The 16,156-nt window shown below is 58.7% G+C and carries 16 protein-coding genes; 6 read left to right on the plus strand and 10 right to left on the minus strand.

Annotated features, from left to right (window positions below):
- The first annotated feature begins 44 nt into the window (after positions 1–44).
- Positions 45–884, plus strand: a complete 840-nt coding sequence (gene rsmA / locus CLV87_RS13450; protein WP_099246100.1) for a 16S rRNA (adenine(1518)-N(6)/adenine(1519)-N(6))-dimethyltransferase RsmA — start codon at positions 45–47, stop codon at positions 882–884.
- Positions 885–899: 15 nt separating this feature from the next.
- Here the strand turns inward: rsmA and CLV87_RS13455 are convergent, their stop codons facing one another.
- Positions 900–1,481 carry a TetR/AcrR family transcriptional regulator gene (locus CLV87_RS13455; RefSeq protein WP_099246102.1) on the minus strand — a complete coding sequence of 194 codons (582 nt, stop codon included), beginning with the start codon at positions 1,479–1,481 and terminating at the stop codon, positions 900–902.
- Positions 1,482–1,633: 152 nt separating this feature from the next.
- On the opposite strand from CLV87_RS13455, the gene CLV87_RS13460 reads away from it, so the two are divergent.
- Both CLV87_RS13460 and CLV87_RS13465 read left to right on the plus strand, forming a co-directional pair.
- Complete coding sequence (locus CLV87_RS13460) at positions 1,634–2,098, plus strand: (2Fe-2S)-binding protein (protein ID WP_099246104.1); 465 nt, start codon at positions 1,634–1,636, stop codon at positions 2,096–2,098.
- 2 nt (positions 2,099–2,100) lie between these two features.
- Entirely contained in the window at positions 2,101–4,263 is a 2,163-nt protein-coding gene (locus tag CLV87_RS13465) for a xanthine dehydrogenase family protein molybdopterin-binding subunit (RefSeq protein ID WP_099246106.1), read from the plus strand.
- 150 nt (positions 4,264–4,413) lie between these two features.
- Here the strand turns inward: CLV87_RS13465 and CLV87_RS13470 are convergent, their stop codons facing one another.
- The 6 genes from CLV87_RS13470 to CLV87_RS13495 all read right to left on the minus strand — a co-directional run bounded on the left by CLV87_RS13470 (position 4,414) and on the right by CLV87_RS13495 (position 10,193).
- Complete coding sequence (locus CLV87_RS13470; protein ID WP_099246108.1) at positions 4,414–5,127, minus strand: DUF4167 domain-containing protein; 714 nt, start codon at positions 5,125–5,127, stop codon at positions 4,414–4,416.
- A 217-nt stretch (positions 5,128–5,344) separates the two neighbouring features.
- Entirely contained in the window at positions 5,345–6,190 is an 846-nt protein-coding gene (gene prmC, locus CLV87_RS13475) for a peptide chain release factor N(5)-glutamine methyltransferase (protein WP_099246110.1), read from the minus strand.
- A gap of 93 nt (positions 6,191–6,283) precedes the next feature.
- Positions 6,284–7,333, minus strand: coding sequence for a peptide chain release factor 1 (gene prfA / locus CLV87_RS13480; RefSeq protein ID WP_099246112.1), 1,050 nt, complete (start codon positions 7,331–7,333; stop codon positions 6,284–6,286).
- Positions 7,334–7,372: 39 nt separating this feature from the next.
- Complete coding sequence (locus CLV87_RS13485) at positions 7,373–7,780, minus strand: DUF1499 domain-containing protein (RefSeq protein ID WP_306438021.1); 408 nt, start codon at positions 7,778–7,780, stop codon at positions 7,373–7,375.
- Positions 7,781–7,915: 135 nt separating this feature from the next.
- The gene (gene speB, locus CLV87_RS13490; protein ID WP_099246116.1) at positions 7,916–8,875 is read right to left on the minus strand and encodes an agmatinase; all 960 of its coding nucleotides are present in this window, start codon (positions 8,873–8,875) and stop codon (positions 7,916–7,918) included.
- 163 nt (positions 8,876–9,038) lie between these two features.
- Positions 9,039–10,193, minus strand: a complete 1,155-nt coding sequence (locus tag CLV87_RS13495) for a M20 aminoacylase family protein (protein WP_099246118.1) — start codon at positions 10,191–10,193, stop codon at positions 9,039–9,041.
- A 61-nt stretch (positions 10,194–10,254) separates the two neighbouring features.
- Between CLV87_RS13495 and mazG the strand changes: the two genes are divergently transcribed.
- Positions 10,255–11,094 carry a nucleoside triphosphate pyrophosphohydrolase gene (mazG, locus tag CLV87_RS13500; protein ID WP_099246120.1) on the plus strand — a complete coding sequence of 280 codons (840 nt, stop codon included), beginning with the start codon at positions 10,255–10,257 and terminating at the stop codon, positions 11,092–11,094.
- An 82-nt stretch (positions 11,095–11,176) separates the two neighbouring features.
- Positions 11,177–12,181, plus strand: coding sequence for a Fe(3+) ABC transporter substrate-binding protein (locus CLV87_RS13505; protein WP_099246122.1), 1,005 nt, complete (start codon positions 11,177–11,179; stop codon positions 12,179–12,181).
- Positions 12,182–12,532: 351 nt separating this feature from the next.
- Here CLV87_RS13505 and CLV87_RS13510 read toward each other — a convergent pair whose 3' ends face one another.
- The 3 genes from CLV87_RS13510 to fabD all read right to left on the minus strand — a co-directional run bounded on the left by CLV87_RS13510 (position 12,533) and on the right by fabD (position 14,808).
- Positions 12,533–12,766 (minus strand): acyl carrier protein, encoded by a 234-nt coding sequence (locus tag CLV87_RS13510; RefSeq protein ID WP_099246124.1) that lies wholly within the window; start codon positions 12,764–12,766, stop codon positions 12,533–12,535.
- A gap of 272 nt (positions 12,767–13,038) precedes the next feature.
- Complete coding sequence (gene fabG, locus CLV87_RS13515; RefSeq protein WP_099246126.1) at positions 13,039–13,776, minus strand: 3-oxoacyl-[acyl-carrier-protein] reductase; 738 nt, start codon at positions 13,774–13,776, stop codon at positions 13,039–13,041.
- A 90-nt stretch (positions 13,777–13,866) separates the two neighbouring features.
- A complete protein-coding gene (gene fabD, locus CLV87_RS13520; protein WP_099246128.1) occupies positions 13,867–14,808 on the minus strand; it encodes an ACP S-malonyltransferase in 942 nt (313 codons plus the stop codon).
- Between the two features lie 153 nt (positions 14,809–14,961).
- On the opposite strand from fabD, the gene CLV87_RS13525 reads away from it, so the two are divergent.
- Positions 14,962–16,149 carry a cytochrome b/b6 domain-containing protein gene (locus CLV87_RS13525; protein WP_099246130.1) on the plus strand — a complete coding sequence of 396 codons (1,188 nt, stop codon included), beginning with the start codon at positions 14,962–14,964 and terminating at the stop codon, positions 16,147–16,149.
- Positions 16,150–16,156 lie beyond the last annotated feature (7 nt).

Here is a 16,156-nt window from a genome sequence, read left to right on the forward strand (position 1 = left end):
AATTTCGTCAACGAAATTTGGACCGACCGCCGCAAGGGACTGACATGAGCCAAATCGATTCACTGCCGCCTCTGCGCGACGTCATCGCAACCCATCAGCTCAAGGCGAAAAAGGCGCTGGGGCAGAATTTTCTGCTCGACCTGAACCTGACCTCACGCATTGCCCGCATCGCCGGTGATCTTTCCAACACCGATGTGATCGAAGTCGGCCCGGGCCCCGGTGGTCTTACCCGTGGCTTGCTGGCCGAAGGGGCGCGCAAAGTGCTCGCCATCGAAAAAGACAGCCGCTGCCTTCCGGCCCTCCAGCAAATCCAGGACCTCTATCCTGACCGGTTTTCCTTTGTCGAAGGCGACGCTCTTCAGATTGACCCTTTGGCCCATCTGACACCGCCAATCGCGATCTGCGCCAACCTGCCCTATAATGTCGGCACCGAATTGCTGGTGCGCTGGTTGACCCCAAAGGACTGGCCGCCTTTCTGGTCGTCGCTCACGCTGATGTTCCAAAAAGAAGTGGCCGAGCGCATCACAGCGCAGCCCGGCTCCAAAGCCTATGGTCGCCTTGCCATCCTGTCGCAATGGCGCGCCAACCCGCGCATCGCGCTCACACTACCGCCCGAGGCGTTTTCGCCGCCCCCTAAAATCCACTCCGCCGTTGTGCATCTGACCGCCCTGCTCGAACCGCGCTTTCCGGCCCGTGCAGATCTGTTGGAAAAGGTCGTCGCCACCGCATTCAACCAACGACGCAAGATGCTGCGTTCCGCGTTGAAACCGCTGGGCACCGATGTCGAAGACCGTCTGATCGCTGCCGGGATCAAACCAACCGAACGCGCTGAACAGGTGCCATTGGAAGCCTTCTGCGCCCTAGCGCGGCAGTTTGAAGACTAGGGCCTAGACCCTGGGTCAAACCCCATAGCGCGCCATGATCATCTCGACACTGCTTTCAATCAGCGCGCTCATGTCGTCCTGAGACAAAACAGGCGCGCCGAAAACAACAGGCCAAAACGCTTTGCCCTTGATCAGTGAAATGAACTCTTCCGCTGCCTGTTCGGCATCGACAACCTGCAACTTTCCATCCGCACTGGCCGCGCGCAGCATGGCTTCGATCCCCGCGCGGTAGTTGGTTTTTTCTTCGTTCTGCTCGACCAGTTCCGGGCTGCGCAACACTTCGCTCATCACCAGCCGAGTCGTCGCCATCACTTCGGGTGAGGTCAAAAGCCGCCCTTCTTCGCGGCCAAATTCCCGCAATTGATCGCGAATATCGCGGCTGGGATCATAGCGCACGTCATAGACTTCGACGAAACGCGCCCAGTGACGGCGCATCAATTCACGAAACAAATTCTCTTTGCTTTCAAAGTGCTTATAGACCGTTCTTTTGGATGCACCGGCGCGCGCAGAAATCCCATCCATGCTGGTGGCATGAAATCCGCGCTCCTGAAATTCGGCAACAGCCGCCCTGTATATGTCTTCTCTCTTTTCCGACACGGGTCCGGGTTCTGCTCTTGGATTTTGTCAAACACCTTAATATGGGTCATGCTGGGGTAAACGCAAGGGTTTACACCCCGCTTGATTACCGCTTAGTGTAAACTACATGGTTTACACCGCCAAACGCGCGCTAATCTAACAGGGCATCACTCATGACAATTAATCTCAAGCTAAATGGCGTCGAGCATTCCGTCGACGCCGAGCCAGGGACCCCGCTTTTGTGGGTTATCCGGGACGAACTGAAACTGACCGGCACCAAATTTGGCTGCGGTGTTGCGTCTTGTGGCGCGTGCACCGTCCATGTTGACGGCGAACCGGCTCGCTCTTGCCAGACCTTTATCGAAGATGTCGAAGGGGCCGAAATCACCACCATCGAAACCATTGGCGATACACCCGAAGGGGCCGCGATTCAGCAAGCCTGGAAAGAGCTGGACGTCGTACAATGTGGCTATTGCCAGTCCGGTCAGATCATGTCCGCCGTTGGTCTTTTGCAGGAAAACCCAAAGCCATCGGTTGAAGAGATCAACGATTATATGAATGGCAATGCCTGCCGCTGTGCCACCTATCAACGCATCCGCGCCGGTATTCAGCGCGCATCCGAAATCCTGGAGGCTTGATCATGACACTCAAAACATCTCGCCGTGGTTTCCTGAAATCCGCCGCCGCTGCTGGTGCCGTTCTGATGGTGGGGCTGCGCCCCGATGGCGCTTTGGCTGCCGGGTCTGAGACCGCCCAGTTGAACCCGTTTGTGAAGATCAACGATCAGGGCCGCGTCGTTGCCATCATTAAGCATTTCGAAAAGGGCCAGGGCCCTGCAACCGGTCTGAGCACCCTGATTGCCGAAGAAATCGGCGTGACCATGGATCAGATCGATTACGAGTTCGCCCCTTCCAATGCCGAGCTATATGCCAACCTGTTCTTTGGCGGGTTCCAGGGCACCGGCGGGTCGACCGCCATGGCGAACTCCTTCATGCAATACCGCCAGGCCGGAGCGGCGGCTCGTACCGTGATCCTTGAGGCCGCGGCCCAAGCCTGGGGCGTTGAGGCAGGAAGCTTGGACATTGTTGACGGCATGGTCACTGGCGGCGGGCAATCCGCGCCTCTGGGCGACTTTGTCGCAGCGGCAGCGCAGCTTGAGGCCCCGGCGGAACCGGTGCTCAAGACTCCTGAGCAATGGCGTCTGATCGGCAATCCGCAGGTGCGTCGTCTGGATAGCGAAATCAAGGGCAATGGTACGGCCATGTATGCAATGGATGTGCATCTGCCCAACCAGATGGTCGTCATGTTGGCACGTCCCGAACAATCCGGCGGTCTGGTCGCCAGCTTTGACGACAGCGAGGCCAAATCAATCAAAGGGTTCATCCGCGCTGCAACCCTGCCCAATAATGCCGCCGTGGCGGTTTATGCTGAAAACACCTGGGCCGCCATGCAGTCCCGGGATGCCCTCAGCGTCGAATGGGATCTCTCTGCCGCCGAAACCCGCGACAGTACGCAAATCAAGGACGAGATCCTTGCCGCTCTGGAAGGTGACGCAGAATACAACGTGACCAAGACCGAGGCAGGCCCCATGGATCAGGCCGCCCAGGTTGTTGAAAAGACGTTCTATTTCCCCCTGCTCGCCCATGCGCCGATGGAGCCGCTGACCTGCACCATTGAAGCCAATGAAGATGGCGGCGTGACCCTGCATGACGGGGCGCAAATGCCAACCGGGCCACATATGGCCCTGGCGCAGATCCTGCAACTGCCCATGGACAAGGTGCGTATCAACACCATGTTGGCGGGCGGCTCATTCGGTCGCCGCGCCACTCCCAATGCCGATTATCAGGTTGAGGCGGCATTGGCCTTTGCCATCACTGACCGGACCCGCCCGGTGAAACTGGTCTGGAGCCGCGAGGACGATGTGCGCGGTGGCATGTACCGCCCGGCCTTTGGTCACAAGGTCAAGGTTGGCCTCTCCGCCGAGGGCGAGATCCTGGCATGGGAGCACCGCATCGCCGGGCAATCCATCATGAAAGGCACCGCCTTTGAATCCATGATGGTCCATGACGGCATCGACCATTCTTCGGTCGAAGGGGTGTCTGACACGCCTTATACTCTGCCCGGTTTCCGCGTGGGTCTGACCGACACCCAAAAGGCCACCTCGACGCTGTGGTGGCGTTCGGTTGGTCACACCCACACAGGCTATGCGATGGAGGCCATGATGGATCTCGTGGCCAAGGCCGCAGGTCGAGACCCGGTCGAATTCCGCCTCGCCCATCTGGGCGACAGTGCCGATGCCAAACGCAAGGCAGCGGTTTTGAAACTGGCCGCAGAGAAAGGCAATTGGGGCAACGCCCCCGCCGGTCGCAGTCAGGGCATTGCGGTGCACAAATCCTTTGGCAGTTTTGTTGCCGAAGTGGTTGAGATCTCGGGCAACCCCGATGACGGCGTCCAGATTGAAAAGGTCACCTGCGCCGTGGATTGCGGCATCGCGGTGAACCCAGATGTGGTCAAAGCGCAGATCGAGGGCGGAGTTGGCTATGGGATCGGCCATGTGATGCGTGATGAAATCACGCTGACCGGTGGCGTTGTGGATCAATCCAACTTCCCGGATTACGAACCGCTGCGCATTGGCGATATCGGGGCGATTGAAACCCATATCATCCCCTCTGCCGAAGCCCCAAGCGGCATTGGCGAACCGGGCACGCCCCCCTCTGCTCCGGCCTTGGCAAACGCGATTGCCAATACCGGCGTGATCGTGGCCAACCTGCCGATGATCAATGACGGTGTAGAATTCGCCTAAAGCGATAACCCTCATGATAGCACACCGCCCAAAACCTCTTTGGGCGGTGTTATTGTTGCAATCCAGTCGTAAGGGTCTGGCCCACACAGGGCCAAAACAAAAGCCCGCACCATCTCTGGTACGGGCTTTCTCATTCACAAAGAGTACAGATTACTCCGCAGCGGGGGCTTCGCCTTCATTTGCGGCTGGCTTGGCCTCAGCCGGTTCAGCCTCAGCTGGTGCTTCTTCTTTTGGGGCCGCTTCGGCCTTGGGCTTGCGCGGGGCGCGGGGTTTGCGCGGCGCGCGCGGTTTCTTGGGCTTTTCTGCCTTGGGCTTTTCCTCAGCCGCGGCTGGCTCTTCGGCGGGCTCAGCCACGGGCTGCGCCTCGGCCTTGGCTTCGGGTGTGTCGACAACCAAATCAGATTCGTCCCCGGTTGGTGTCACCACCTCAAGCACATCTGGCTGATCCGCCTCGGATGGGTCCACTTGCGAGCCTGGCTGAGGCTGATGTTGCGGCTGCTGCTGCGCTTGCTGACGTTCCGCCTGCTGCGCCTCACGCTGGGCGCGGTCACGGTCGCGCTGCGCCTGACGTTCGCGGTTTTCTTTTTCCTGCTGTTCGCGGCGCGCTTCTTGTTCTTTCTGCGCTTCGCTCAGCAGACGCATGTAATGTTCTGCGTGTTGTTGGAAATTCTCTGCCGCAACCCGGTCATTGCTCAGCGTGGCGTCGCGGGCCAACTGGTTATATTTGTCGATGATCTGCTGGGGGGTGCCGCGCACCTTGCCCTCGGGGCCAGAGCTGTCAAAGACCCGGTTGACCACATTGCCAAGATTGTTGTTGCGGTTGCGGTTGTTCTTGTTCCGCGAACGAGATTTGGAAGATCGCATAATGTTTTGATACTCAGCCTGATTTTCGACTGTTGAGGGACCGAGACAGGCGCATCCTGCGCCCCAGAATAACCGATCACCGTTATGTTTGGCTTACCGTCGGGCCGGACATGCTGCACGCCATCCGTCGTCCCGACGCCATATGAATAACCACAGGATGTGCCCCAAAACAAGAGGGAAACCTGACAGTTTCCGGCGTTTTTTCATGCAATGCGGCCTATTCGGTGGATTTTCGCCCCAGAACGACGCGGTCGCGCCCATCCATATCAGGAATCGTTTCAACACCGGCTAACCCCGCCTGTTGCATCAGCTTTGTGACGTCACTGGCCTGGGTCGGACCTATTTCAACCATGACGCGCCCGCCGGGGGCCAGAAACGCCTGAACGTTTGCGAGAATATCGCGATAAGCTTGCAGCCCGTCCCCCTCATCGGTCAGAGCTAGCCTTGGCTCATACTCACGCACCTCCGGTTCCAGATCCGCCATTTCCGACAGTGCGATATAGGGTGGGTTGGAAACGATAAGATCAAAGGGGGGGCAGTTGGCTGGCACAGCGTCAAACCAGCTGCCTTGGTGCAATTCTGCACGCTGCGCCAGTTGCAACGCATCGCGATTGGCTTTTGCGACCTCCAGCGCCTCGTCGCTGAGATCGACGCCCACGCCACTGGCCTCTGTCCGCTCAGCCAGAAGCGTGAGCAAAATACACCCAGTTCCCGTACCAAGGTCCAAAACCTGTGAAAACGGCTGTACTAAAGCGGCCTCGATCAAGCTTTCCGTCTCTGGGCGCGGGTCGAGCGCTTTGGGCGACACACGAAAATTGCGCCCATAAAACAAACGCGTTCCGGTCAAATGGCTGACCGGCTCACGCGCGGCGCGCCTCTCGATCAGGCCGTGAAAGGCTTCAGCTTGGTCGTCGGATACATCATCGGGCAGAACCAACGTCAAACGCGACGGATCGATTTGCAAGGCAAAGGCCAACAGCTTGCGTGCATCGCGATTGGCGTCTGGAATGCCCGCTCCATTCAAACGTCGCGCGGCCTGAACCAGCAGTTCAGAAGCGCGCATAACGGCCCCTTTGCACCACAACAGACCGTCCGGATGCTCCCAAATTCCATCGATGGAATTTGCAAATTCCGTGCACGGAATTTCTCCCGCGACTCATGTATCCATCTCCGCCAGCAGCGTGGCTTGATGTTCCGCGGTCAGCGCATCGACGATCTCATCCAGATCACCGCCCATGATCTGATCAAGCTTATAGAGCGTCAGGCCAATGCGGTGATCGGTCATCCGCCCTTGCGGGAAGTTATAAGTCCGGATCCGTTCCGAGCGATCCCCAGACCCGACTTGAGATTTCCGATCAGCCGAGCGTTCATCCGCAACCTTCTGCCGCTCCAGATCAAACAGACGCGCGCGCAGGACCTCCATGGCAATCTCGCGGTTGCGGTGTTGGGATTTTTCCGAGCTCGTGACCACAATTCCCGACGGAATATGGGTGATGCGCACAGCGGAATCCGTAGTATTCACGTGCTGACCACCAGCCCCAGAGGCACGCATGGTGTCGATGCGGATCTCATTGGGGTCAATGTTGATATCCACCTCTTCGGCCTCAGGCAGAACCGCCACCGTCGCCGCCGAGGTGTGAATGCGCCCGCCGGATTCTGTCTCGGGCACGCGTTGCACACGGTGCACACCAGATTCGAATTTCATTCGGGCAAAAACACTGTCCCCTTCGATGCGCACCACCAGTTCACGCACACCGCCAAGTTCCGACATCGCCTCTTCGATGACTTCCCAGCGCCAGCCTCGCGCCTCGCAATAGCGTTGATACATGCGCGCCAGATCTCCAGCAAACAGCGCCGCCTCATCCCCGCCCGTACCGGGGCGAATTTCCAGCATGGCCGGACGCCCGTCAGCGGCATCTTTGGGCAGGAGGCTCAGCTGAACCGCATGTTCCAACTCGGGCAAGCGCGCCCGCATTTCGGGCAGCTCTTCTTCGGCCAATTCGCGCATTTCCGGGTCACCCAGCATGGCCTCGGCCTCGGCTATATCCTCGACCAGCTGTTCCCAATCGCGGATCTGATCCACGACCGGTTTCAGGTCAGAATATTCACGGCCCAGCTGCGCAATATCACCTTCGCCGGTCGACATACGCGCCTCGACATATTCCAGGCGTTCTTTAATCTGTTGTAAACGGTCTCTTGGGATCATTCAGGTTGAATTGCCCATTGCACCGCCCGGGTCAAGGGGTCAGGTGCCCATCTGCGCCAATGCGTTGAGCCATCCATCGACCCGCGCCTTGTTCACGCCAAGATCCGAACTGCCAAATCGCAAGCGCGCCCAGATTTCCAGAACGTCGCCATCGCGTTGCACGGTGGTGTAGTCGGGAAAGCCAAACCACAGGCTGCGCGTGACATAGGTCACATGCCCGTCGGCGGCACTGCCCGCCAAGACCGTGGTGCGTGGGGTGTTCATGATCACGTCATTCAATTTGGTGAAAACAGCCTCATCCCCAGCCAAACGCCTGCGTACCCCGTCTTTCAGGTCCTGATCGGTGGTGACTTTTGGATCGACATGCCAATAGGCGGCATCAGAAGGGGCAAAGCGAATCCAGCCCAGCCCGCCCAATACGACGATGAGAATCGCGAAAAAAACCATGCGCACGATGGCCCTCTGCTCTTATTGTTTTGGTTGGGTGCATGGTTGCACCCGGACGCGCGATTCTAAAAGCCTCACGTGATCACAAAGGCGGTTATCCACCGGTTTCTTTGCTGTCGCCCAAACCAGGCAAGTTCAGCGTCGCGTCCAGGCCCATAGGCTCAGCAACTCTGTCGCCACATGCGCCGCCGCAATGGCCGTAGCCCCGGTGGTATCAAAGGGCGGCGAGACTTCGACCACATCGCCGCCAACCAGATTGATCCCGGCAAGGTCACGCATAGCAACCGCCGCCTGATGGCTGGTAAGCCCACCCCAAACCGGTGTGCCTGTGCCTGGGGCAAAGGCCGGGTCAAGCGCATCAATATCAAAGGTCAGGTAACAAGGATGATCACCAACGATTTTTTTGACCTTCTGCGCAATCACCTCTGGCCCAAGGCGGTGTACATCGCGCGCATCGAGAATATTGAACCCGATCGTGTCAGGATTATCCGTCCGAATGCCAATCTGGACCGAGCGCTCGGCAATGACCGTCCCTTCTATGGCGGCCTTATACATAAAGGTGCCGTGATCGACCCGGCTCAGATCATCATCCGCCCAGGTGTCCGTATGGGCGTCAAACTGGATCACGCTCAGGGGACCGTGTTTTTCCGCATGGGCACGCAGACAGCCCAGCGTCACCGAATGATCGCCGCCAAGCGCAATGCAGGCCGCCCCCTGCCCCAAAATCCCGGCAACATGGCTCTGGATCAAGCCAGGCACCAGATCGGGGCGTGCATAGTCAAAGGCCATATCGCCGTAATCCGCGATGGCAAATTCGCTCAACACATCAAAACCCCAGCCATAAGGCGCATCGCAGGGCTGCAAAAGCGAAGCTTCACGGATTGCCCGCGGCCCAAGCCGGGTACCGGGCCGATTGGTGACCGCCTGGTCAAAGGGCAAGCCGGTGACGGCCATATCAACACCAGCCAAATCCTTGCTGTAGCGGCGGCGCAAAAAGGATGGGGCCCCGGCAAACACATTTTCAAAGGACGGCCCTTTGAAATCCGCTCTGGTGAAAGCGTGATCCACTTCGGTTTTGGCGTCTTCCAAACTCATCTCTCAGGCCCTTTGCGGTGTCGGGGTGGGCGGGTGGGCGACGCCGCAAAGGGCCGTCCATCCACATTTCAAAATTTGATCAAATTTTGCGCCAGACCCAAACGAGACGCAAGCGCAACCTTGCAAACCTGCGCAGAAAACCCGTCAACGGAATTTGGAGGACTCAGACGGAATGGCGCGTTTCAATCAAACGGGCAAAGAAAGACGCCCCAATCGGAGCCGCCTCATCGTTGAAATCAAACGCGGGATGATGCACGGCCGCACCGATCCCCTGCCCCAGATTCAAATAGGCACCGGGGCGCTTTTCCAACATGTAAGAGAAATCTTCGGCCCCCATTTGCGGATCGCGATCCATAATGACCTGCCCGGTGATCTCCTCTGCGATACCAGCCGCAAACTCGGCCTGCGCCACATGGTTGACCGTCGGCGGATAGCTTTTGTCATAATCCAGCATCACCTCCATCCCGAAGGCCGCCCCCTGCCCGGCAACAATCTCCCGCACTCGTTGCTCGGCATGTTCGCGCACCTCTGCGGTCAGGCTGCGCACGGTTCCGGTGATCATCACCTCACCGGGAATGACATTCATCGCCGACCCGCCGTGAAACTGCGTCAAAGAGACAACAAGACTGTCCATCGGCCGCACATCACGTGACACAATCGTCGGAAAGGCCTGCGCAATCGCCAAAGCACAGGGAAAGGGATCGCGGCACTCGTGAGGATAGGCCGCATGGCCACCCGTGCCACGCACGCGAATGGTGAAATCATCCACCGCCGCCATGATCGGCCCGCGCGTTGTCTCGAACACCCCCAGCTCGTCTGAGGGGTTGGTATGCAGCGCATAGACTTCTTCGATGCCAAAGCGTTCCATAACCCCCTCTTCAACCATGATGCGCCCGCCGCCAATGACCTCTTCGGCGGGCTGAAACAGCAACACCACCTTGCCGCTGAAATTGCGCGTCTCCGCCAGGTATTTCGCCGCCCCAAGCAGCATGGCCGTATGCCCATCATGGCCGCAGGCATGCATGCGCCCCTCAATCTTTGAGGCATAGGGCAGCCCGGTCTCCTCAACCATGGGCAAGGCATCCATGTCAGCCCGCAACCCGGTCACCGGCCCCTCGCCGCGCCCTTCGATCACTGCCGCAACACCGGTTTTCGCAATCCCTTCATGGATCTCGTCGACCCCAAATTCCCGCAGCCGCGCCACCACGAATTTCGCTGTTTCAAAACAGTCCAGCGCAAGTTCAGGATATTGATGCAGATGCTGGCGCCATCCAGCCATTTCCTCAGCAAATCCTGCGATCCGGTTTATGACAGCCATGGCTGGACTCCTCTGTCTCGATACCTCATCCCTTTGGTGACGAATTCAAACGAGGTTTGCAATGAGCGAACAGAGCAAAACCGCCTCTGACCAGCTGGTTCACGATCCCAAAGGCGGCATGCCGCGTCTTGTCGAAATCATGCGCCGGCTGCGCGACCCTGAAACCGGTTGTCCCTGGGATATCGAACAGAATTTCGCCACCATCGCCCCCTATACCATCGAAGAGGCCTATGAGGTTGCCGATGCGATTGAACGCGAGGCCTGGGATGAGCTTAAGGGCGAATTGGGCGATCTGCTCTTTCAGTCCGTTTTTCATGCACAAATGGCCAGTGAGGCCGGGTATTTTGAGTTCAACGATGTGGCCGACACCATGTCGGACAAGATGGTCGCCCGCCATCCCCATGTCTTTGGTGACGAAAGCGCGGATAAGTCCGCTGATCAGCAAACGCGGGACTGGGAAAAGATTAAAGCCGCCGAGCGTGCCTCCAAGAAACAAGACGGTGTTCTGGACGGCGTCGCCTTGGGCCTGCCTGCCCTGCTGCGCGCGGTCAAACTGCAAAACCGCGCCGCGCGGGTCGGCTTTGACTGGCCCAGCACCGATGAGGTGATCGACAAGCTGGTGGAGGAAGTTGACGAGGTCAAACAGGCCACCACCCCAGAGGACAAGGTCGAAGAATTTGGTGATCTGCTCTTTGTTATGGCCAATCTTGCCCGCCATTGGAAAATCGATCCTGAGGCCGCGTTGCGTGCCGCCAACGCCAAATTCACCCGCCGCTTTGAATATATCGAGGCCGCGCTGAAAGAGCGGGGCAAGACACCAACCGAAAGCGATTTGCAAGAGATGGATGCGCTCTGGGACGCGGCCAAGCATCAAGAGAAACGCCGCAAGAAAAGTACCTGATAATCATTATCAGGTATTGACCCAAGTATTTTAGTCAGGTTACTAAGCGCGCAATGGATAACCGCGCTTTTTGGAGAGACATATGTTCCTTCGCCTAACCACCGCCCTGACCACTCTGGCCGTTGCCGCCCCGGCCATCGCTGATGAGGTCAATATCTATTCCTATCGCCAGCCCGAGCTGATCGCGCCGCTGACCGACGCGTTCACCGCTGAGACCGGGATCAAGGTCAACGTGGCCTATCTGCAAAAGGGCATGATCGAACGTCTTGAGGCCGAGGGCAAACGCTCCCCCGCTGACGTTGTTCTGACCGTCGACATTTCGCGCCTCGCCGCGGTTGTGAATGCCGGTCTGACCCAAGCGGTTGAATCCGAAACGCTCAAGGCCAACGTACCCGCCGCCTATCGCGACCCAGAGAACCAATGGTGGGGTCTGACCACACGGGCGCGTATCGTATACGCCTCCAAGGATCGGGTCGCTGAGGGTGACGTCACCACCTACGAAGATCTGGCTGACCCGAAATGGCAGGGCCGCATCTGCACCCGTTCCGGCACCCATGCCTATAACGTCGCTCTGACCTCGGCCATTCTGGAACATCACGGCGCGGAATACACCAAGACCTGGCTCGAAGGTGTGAAATCCAACCTGGCCCGCAAACCACAAGGCAATGACCGCGCTCAGGTCAAGGCGATCTGGTCCGGCGAATGCGACATCTCCATCGGCAACACCTATTACATGGGCAAAATGCTGTCGGATGAAGAGCAAAAAGAATGGGCCAACTCCGTTAACGTGATCTTCCCGACCTTTGAAAACGCGGGCACCCATGTGAACATTTCCGGTGTCGCGATGACCAAATCCGCGCCCAACAAGGAAAACGCCTTGAAACTGATGGAGTTCCTGACCTCGCCCAAAGCGCAGGAAATCTATGCCGAGGCCAATTTCGAATACCCGATCGCACCAGGCACCGAAGCGGTTGAACTGGTCAAAAGCTGGGGTGATTTCACCGCCGATGAAGTCAACATCATGAACCTCGCCGGCCACCGCGCCGAAGCGCTGAAACTGGTCGAAGAGGTTGATTTCGACGGGTAATCCTTTGCCGCGAAACAAAACCTAAGACATGCAAGCCGGGCCAATTGGTCCGGCTTTCTCTTTTCCCAAACCATATCTTCGGATCAATAGTCGTAGAGCAAATCCTCGCTTTCGGCCGCGCTGGCAAAGATCACCTCAAGATCGGCCCCAAGCAAAACCTAAACAATGTCTTCGCGACAGATCTTGTCGCGCTGCCTTGTAAAAACCAAGCTCATCAATCAGTTCCCTGCGGGACGGCGGGTGGGGCGGCGAGCCCTTTGGGCTCCAGCGTCACCCGGTCCCGCGACACCCCAAACAAAAGAAAACGGCGCCCGAATGGACGCCGCCTCAATAATCAATTCTCAAAGAAGCTTAGGACGCTTCTGTGATGAACTTGACCGCATCGCCAAAGGTCTGGATGGTTTCGGCTGCGTCATCAGGGATCTCGATGCCGAACTCTTCTTCAAAGGCCATTACCAGCTCAACAGTGTCGAGGCTGTCTGCGCCCAGGTCGTCGATGAAGGATGCGGCTTCTGTAACCTTCTCTTCGTCTACGCTCAGGTGCTCAACCACAATCTTCTTCACGCGATCTGCGATGTCGCTCATGTTCTTTCCTCACTTTTGCAGGCCCTGATGACCCGTTTTGCCCTCTCCCCAAAGGGGAGGCATCTATATGCCCCAACTTGGGTGGCTTGGTTTGCCCTTTCGGGCGGCTCGTTCCCCCGGAGCACCGGGATTGGCTGGCCGAAAGGAATCCGCCCAAACCCAATTACTGCGCGCCTATAGCACAGGCTGCGGGGATGGCAAATGCTTTCCACCGCATTAAAGCGCAAAGCCCCGCTTCCAATGGCAAGCAGGCCCTCGCGCCCCAAACGCGTTTACAACATGGCCATGCCGCCATTCACATGCAAGGTGGTGCCGGTGACATAAGACGCCTCCGGGCTGGCCAGATACAGCACAGCCGCTGCGATTTCCCCGGGCGTGCCCATACGGCCTGCGGGAACCTGTGTCAGGATGCCGGATTTCTGATCATCGGTCAGTTTCTCGGTCATCGCGGTCTCGATAAAGCCCGGTGCAACGGCGTTGACGGTAATGCCGCGTGTCGCCACCTCATAGGCAAGCGATTTCGACATGCCGATCACCCCTGCCTTGGCGGCGGCATAGTTGCCCTGCCCTGGATTACCGGTTGCGCCAACCACAGACGAGATATTGACGATGCGGCCCCAGCGCGCCTTCATCATGCCGCGCAGCACGCCTTTGCACAGACGGAAGGTGGCGGTCATGTTGACCTCGACCACGCTGGCCCATTCCTCTTCGGACATGCGCATGAACAGGTTGTCCCGGGTGATGCCGGCATTGTTGATCAGGATATCCACGCTGCCCATCGCCTCAGCTGCCTGTTTGGGAAGTGCGGTGACCGCCTCCGCATCAGACAGGTTGCAAGGCAGCACATGCGCGCGCTCGCCCAGCTCTGCCGCCAAAGCCTCCAAAGGCTCCACACGGGTGCCAGACAGGCCAACCGTGGCCCCGGCCCCATGCAGGGCTTTGGCGATCTCGCCCCCGATGCCACCAGAGGCACCTGTAATCAGCGCGGTTTTTCCAGTCAGATCAAACATCTCTCGTCCTCTCTCTGCCCTCTCAGCGGGGCACCTAAAAGTTTTCTCGAAACTTTTGCAAAACTTTTCGAAAAGTTTTGGGCGTCAAGCTCAGCCGTTGAGTTTCTCAGCCGCCGCCTTGGCATCCGCAGCTGTGCCGACATTGCCCAGCACCGCGCCGCGATGGATGCGCTTGACCATGCCGCTCAGCGCTTTGCCCGCTCCGATTTCCCAGAACTCGGTCAGATCCTTGGCCACCATCCATTCCACGGATTCACGCCAGCGCACCGAGCCACAGATCTGATCAACCAGCAGCGAACGAATGACAGCCGGGTCATCCACGGCCTCGGCCACCACATTGGCGACCAGCGGCACGGCAGGTGTATTGATGTCGGTTTCAGACAGGGCCTGGGCCATCTTCTCGGCTGCAGGCTCCATCAGCGCGCAATGGAAAGGTGCGCTGACCGGCAAGAGCAAGGCACGCCGCGCGCCCGCCTCTTTGGCGATGTCAACCGCGCGCTCGACAGCGGCCTTGGCACCAGAGATCACCACCTGGCCCGGGTCGTTGTCATTCGCAGCGGCACAGACTTCGCCCTGCGCGGCCTTTTCGGCCACATCGCGCACGGCGGCCAGATCCAAGCCCAGAATGGCCGCCATGGCCCCCTCGCCCACCGGCACAGCGGCCTGCATGGCTTCACCACGAGCACGCAGCAGTTTGGCCGCGTCTCCAACGCTCAGCGCGCCTGCCGCCGTCAGCGCCGAATATTCACCCAGCGAATGCCCCGCCACATAAGACGCCGCCGAAATCGCCACGCCCTCAGCCTCAAGCGCGCGCATCGCTGCCAAGGAGGTCGCCATCAGCGCCGGTTGCGCATTGGCGGTCAGGGTCAGATCGGCAATGTCACCTTCCCAGATCAGATCAGAGAGCTTTTCACCCAAAGCCGCGTCCACCTCGTCAAAGACAGCGCGGGCCTCCGGGTAAGCTTCGGCCAGATCGCGGCCCATCCCGATGGTTTGCGCCCCTTGTCCTGGGAAAATGAATGCGCGGCTCATGCCCGGTCTCCTCACGTCACGTTTTGTTAGCTCCCTGCCTTACATGGCTGCGCCGCGCCGTGCAACGCCAACGCACCATTGCTGTGCAGAGACGCCGGTTGTTCTGAAATGCGCAACCAGTATCAGGGGATTCATACGAAACGGAGACCCGCTATGTCCCTCTCAAACAGCTCTGCCCGCTATGGAAGCCTTGCCAAACTGTTTCACTGGCTGACCGCGCTTGGCATTTTCATCATGATTCCCCTTGGCATCACCGCCAACAATGCCCCCAGCGGCAATGAGGCCGAGCTTGCCTGGAAGGTGCAGCTTTTCTCGGCGCATAAGACGCTGGGCATTGCGGTTTTGGTTCTGGCCGTCATCCGCATTGCCTGGATGTTGACCCAGCCCAAGCCCGCACCACTGCACCCTGAGCGCAAGCTTGAGACCCTCGCGGCGGAAACCGTACATATTCTGCTTTATGGCTCTTTGATCCTGGTGCCGATCTCGGGCTGGATCGAACATGCGGCGACCACGGGGTTTGCGCCTATCCTTTGGCCGCTGGGCCAATCCCTGCCCTTCGTGCCGCAAAGCCCGGCGCTGGCCGAAACCATGGCGGGTGCGCATATCGTGCTGGAGCGTGTTCTGGTCATCTCTCTGTTTCTGCATATTGCCGGGGCTTTGAAACATGCCTTTGTGGATCGCGACCAGACTTTGGCGCGTATGTTGCCGGGGCAAGCTGACATCCCTGAAACCGAAGTCACAAAACACGCCAATCTCCCCATTGTTCTGGCGCTGGTGGCCTGGGTCGCGGCCTTTGGTGTAGCGGTCAATCTGGGGGTCTTTGATCACGGCCCGGCGCAATCGGCTGAATTGGAGCAAGTCGACACGGATTGGCAGGTGCAAACGGGTGAGCTTGGCCTGACCATCCAGCAGTTCGGCAAGCCCGTCACCGGCGCGTTTGAAACCTGGACCGCCGCAATCACCTATGACGAAACCCTGCCCGACGGTAAAATCGGCACTGTCGAAGTGACGGTTTCCATCGGCTCGGTCTCGATTGGGTCGGTCACATCTCAGGCGCTTGGCGCGGATTATTTCGACAATGCCCAATTCCCAACAGCGACCTTTACCGCAGATATCCTACGCACAGAAGGTGCCCATCGCGCGGATGGCACGCTGAACTTGCGCGGTGCCTCCCTACCGCTCAGCTTCCCGTTTGACCTGAAATTGGACGGGGACAGCGCCACGATGACCGCAAGCTTTGCCTTGAACCGGCAGGATTTCGGTATCGGGGCAAACATGCAGGACGAGGGCCAATTGGCAAACACAGTCGACGTGAATGTGGCATTGACAGCGACTCGTTGATCGACGC

The organism is Pelagimonas phthalicica (assembly GCF_004364805.1).
Lineage (GTDB): Bacteria > Pseudomonadota > Alphaproteobacteria > Rhodobacterales > Rhodobacteraceae > Pelagimonas > Pelagimonas phthalicica.

What these genes read in the sequence shown, in the direction of transcription:
- rsmA (WP_099246100.1), top strand. Translation starts at nt 45, where the DNA reads ATGAGCCAAATCGATTCACTGCCGCCTCTGCGCGACGTCATCGCAACC.
- CLV87_RS13460 (WP_099246104.1), top strand. Translation starts at nt 1,634, where the DNA reads ATGACAATTAATCTCAAGCTAAATGGCGTCGAGCATTCCGTCGACGCC.
- CLV87_RS13465 (WP_099246106.1), top strand. Translation starts at nt 2,101, where the DNA reads ATGACACTCAAAACATCTCGCCGTGGTTTCCTGAAATCCGCCGCCGCT.
- CLV87_RS13470 (WP_099246108.1), bottom strand. Translation starts at nt 5,127, where the DNA reads ATGCGATCTTCCAAATCTCGTTCGCGGAACAAGAACAACCGCAACCGC.
- prmC (WP_099246110.1), bottom strand. Translation starts at nt 6,190, where the DNA reads ATGCGCGCTTCTGAACTGCTGGTTCAGGCCGCGCGACGTTTGAATGGA.
- prfA (WP_099246112.1), bottom strand. Translation starts at nt 7,333, where the DNA reads ATGATCCCAAGAGACCGTTTACAACAGATTAAAGAACGCCTGGAATAT.
- CLV87_RS13485 (WP_306438021.1), bottom strand. Translation starts at nt 7,780, where the DNA reads ATGGTTTTTTTCGCGATTCTCATCGTCGTATTGGGCGGGCTGGGCTGG.
- speB (WP_099246116.1), bottom strand. Translation starts at nt 8,875, where the DNA reads ATGAGTTTGGAAGACGCCAAAACCGAAGTGGATCACGCTTTCACCAGA.
- CLV87_RS13495 (WP_099246118.1), bottom strand. Translation starts at nt 10,193, where the DNA reads ATGGCTGTCATAAACCGGATCGCAGGATTTGCTGAGGAAATGGCTGGA.
- mazG (WP_099246120.1), top strand. Translation starts at nt 10,255, where the DNA reads ATGAGCGAACAGAGCAAAACCGCCTCTGACCAGCTGGTTCACGATCCC.
- CLV87_RS13505 (WP_099246122.1), top strand. Translation starts at nt 11,177, where the DNA reads ATGTTCCTTCGCCTAACCACCGCCCTGACCACTCTGGCCGTTGCCGCC.
- CLV87_RS13510 (WP_099246124.1), bottom strand. Translation starts at nt 12,766, where the DNA reads ATGAGCGACATCGCAGATCGCGTGAAGAAGATTGTGGTTGAGCACCTG.
- fabG (WP_099246126.1), bottom strand. Translation starts at nt 13,776, where the DNA reads ATGTTTGATCTGACTGGAAAAACCGCGCTGATTACAGGTGCCTCTGGT.
- fabD (WP_099246128.1), bottom strand. Translation starts at nt 14,808, where the DNA reads ATGAGCCGCGCATTCATTTTCCCAGGACAAGGGGCGCAAACCATCGGG.
- CLV87_RS13525 (WP_099246130.1), top strand. Translation starts at nt 14,962, where the DNA reads ATGTCCCTCTCAAACAGCTCTGCCCGCTATGGAAGCCTTGCCAAACTG.